At 68.9% G+C, this 2,824-nt stretch carries 2 protein-coding genes and 1 pseudogene; all 3 read left to right on the forward strand.

Annotation, left to right across the window (positions count from 1 at the left end):
* Positions 1-41 precede the first annotated feature (41 nt).
* Positions 42-1,145, forward strand: coding sequence for an ABC transporter ATP-binding protein (locus tag HC022_RS23175; protein ID WP_008884984.1), 1,104 nt, complete (start codon positions 42-44; stop codon positions 1,143-1,145).
* Positions 1,142-2,524, forward strand: coding sequence for an ABC transporter permease (locus tag HC022_RS23180; RefSeq protein WP_167453974.1), 1,383 nt, complete (start codon positions 1,142-1,144; stop codon positions 2,522-2,524). The genes HC022_RS23175 and HC022_RS23180 overlap by 4 nt, the downstream gene beginning before the upstream one ends.
* Positions 2,521-2,824 (forward strand): annotated as a pseudogene (locus HC022_RS23185) (ABC transporter permease); the annotation flags it as partial. The gene HC022_RS23180 and the pseudogene HC022_RS23185, both read left to right, overlap by 4 nt.

Raw genomic sequence — 2,824 nt, forward strand, 5'->3', positions numbered from 1 at the left:
CGCGCGCTTTGCCGCGCGCGCGATCGCCACGGAGAGAGCCCATGCGCGGCAAGGACGTGACGCTGGAAGGCGTCTCCATCACCTATCCCAACGGTTTCACCGCCGTGAAACCCACGTCGCTCAGGATCGAGGCGGGCGAGTTCTTCTCGATCCTCGGCCCCTCGGGCTGCGGCAAGACCACGATCCTGCGGGCGGTCTCGGGCTTCAACGAACCCTCCGAGGGGCGCATCCTCATCGGGGGCGAGGACATGGCGGGCAGGGGCCCCAACGCGCGGCCGACGGCGCTGATCTTCCAGAACCTCGCGCTCTTCCCGCTGATGCCGGTGTGGGAGAACGTGGCCTTCGGGCTCGAGGCGCGCGGCATCGGCAAGCGCGAGCGCCGGGCGCGGGCGCAGGAGCTGCTGGAACTCGTGGCGCTTGGCGACCAGGGCGACAAGCTGCCGTCCGAGCTGTCGGGCGGCCAGCGCCAGCGGGTCGCCATTGCCCGCGCTCTGGCGGTCGAGCCCGCGGTGCTGCTGCTCGATGAGCCGCTCTCGGCGCTCGACCTGAAGCTGCGCCAGCACATGCGCGCCGAGCTGCGGGCGATCCAGAAGAAGACCGGCGTCACCTTCATCTACATCACCCACGACCAGGGCGAGGCGCTGACCATGTCGGACCGCATCGCGGTGATGAACAACGGCGTGATCGAGCAGGTGGGCACCGGCGACGATGTCTACTCGCGCCCCCGCACCGCCTTTGCCGCAAGCTTCGTGGGCGAGATCAACCGCATCGACGGCCGCATCGAGAGCGTCGACAACGGCACCGCGACCATCGCCACCGATCTCGGCCGCTTTCGTGCCCGCAACCCCGAGCAGCTGGCGCCCGGCGCGCAGGCCATGCTCTTTGTCCGCCCCGAGGCGGTGATCCCCGAGCATGGCGAGAACCGCATCGCGGCGCGGCTGGTCCGGCGCGATCTCGAGGGTGCCTTCCTCAACCTCTTCTTCGAGGCGAAGGGCGTCGAGTTCGCGGTGCACGTCACCAATGACGGCGCCGCGCCCGAGGTCTCGGGCGACGCGCCGGTCATGCTGGGCTTTGCGGCGAAGCAGGCAGTGATCCTGCCGACGGGTCCGCTGGCGCGCACCGGGCAGGAGCTCGCGGCGCAATGAGCGGGCTGTTCCGGGGATACGGCAAGGGGCTGACTCTGGTCTTCTTCCTTGCGGCGGCGATCTGGGGGCTGATGCTCATCGTGCTGCCGCAGCTCACCATGCTGGAGCGCGCGCTGACCGCGCCGCCGCGGGCCGCCGACAGCGCCGTGGTGCAGATGGTCGAGCGCGACGCCCGAACCTGCGTCTCGATCCTGCGCACCTACGACACCCCGGCCGAGAGCGGACAGGGCTCCGGCGGGCTCGCGGTGCCGTCCATGTCCGGCGGCATGGCGGTGCCCTCGATGTCGGGCAGCGCGGGAGGGGCCGACGCGGCCCCCGCGCGGCCCTACATCCTGCAATGCGCCCGCGCCACCACGCACCGGGCGCTGGCGCGGAGCGAGGCCGAGACGGTCTGGCTCGACGAGGCCTACGATCTGCCGCTGCTCGAGGTCTCCGAGACCGTGCCGCTGGCAGACCAGCAGGCCGCCGCGCAGGAGATCGCGGAGCTCGCGAGCCAGCTCTACGGCGAGCTGCGCGCGCAGGAGGCCAATGCCACGCCCTACACGCTCGAGAACTTCGCGGCGCTGGCCGAGGCCCGGCACATCCCCATGTCCGACACCCAGCGCGCGCTCGAGGATGCGAAATTCTCGAACCAGCTGCTGTCTCTGACCGGGCTGCGCTTCGAACGTGACGGGCAGGCCTACCAGCGCATCGCGCTCATCACGCTGGCGCGGACGCTGGTGCAGGCGGTGATCGCCACCGCGCTGGCGCTGCTGCTGTGCTATCCCATCGCCTACAAGGTGGCGCTCGCGACCCCGCCGAAGCGGGCGGTCTGGCTCTTCCTCGGGCTGGTGATCCCCTATGCCATCGTCGAGCTCATGCGGATCTACGCCTGGACCACGATCATCGACAACGCCGGGCTGCTGAACGGCCTGCTCGAGTGGCTGGGGTTGATCGACAGGCCGGTCCAGTTCAAGCGCTTCCCCGGCACGGTCTTCCTCGTGATCGTCTACACCTACGTGCTTTTCATGGTCTTCCCGATCTACAACGTCATGAACACCCTCGACAAAAACCAGATCGAGGCGGCGCGGGACCTCGGGGCCTCGCCGTGGCGGGTACACTGGCGGATCATCATTCCGCATTCCAAGCCCGGCATCGCGGTGGGCACCATTGCCACCTTCATGCTGGCGGCGGGGGCGTTCTCGGTGCCGCGGATCATCTCGCGCGGGCTGCAGGCCGAGTGGTTCAGCCAGACGATCTACAACAAGTTCTTCGAGAGCCCCAACGCCAACAGCGGCGCGGCCTACAGCTTTGCCTACACCATCGTCTGCTTCGTGCTGGTCGCGCTCTTCATGTGGATCATGCGGACGCGTCTCAAGGATTTCGCGAGGGTGCAATGACCGATCTTTCCGACACCGGCGCCCGTCAGCACCGCGCCCGCGGGCCGCGCTTCCTGACCGCCGACGGGCTGCTCACCGCCTACACGTGGGCGTTCCTCGCCTTCATGTTCGTGCCGCTGCTGCTGATGATCCTGTCGTCGTTCAACGACGCCTCGCCGCCCACGGTGACCGACTGGCGCGGCTTTACCGGCAAGTGGTACGCCTTCTTCTGGATGCCCGAAGAGGCGCTGCGGGCCGACCCGGTGCTGCGCGCCATCGACCGTGAGCGCTTCATCGGCTGCCTCGGAAACTCGCTCTACG

Source organism: Salipiger sp. HF18 (genome assembly GCF_011806505.1).
GTDB lineage: Bacteria > Pseudomonadota > Alphaproteobacteria > Rhodobacterales > Rhodobacteraceae > Salipiger > Salipiger thiooxidans.

Bases quoted from the DNA above. Each gene is read 5' to 3' on its own strand.
- HC022_RS23175 (WP_008884984.1), top strand. From the start codon at position 42: ATGCGCGGCAAGGACGTGACGCTGGAAGGCGTCTCCATCACCTATCCC.
- HC022_RS23180 (WP_167453974.1), top strand. From the start codon at position 1,142: ATGAGCGGGCTGTTCCGGGGATACGGCAAGGGGCTGACTCTGGTCTTC.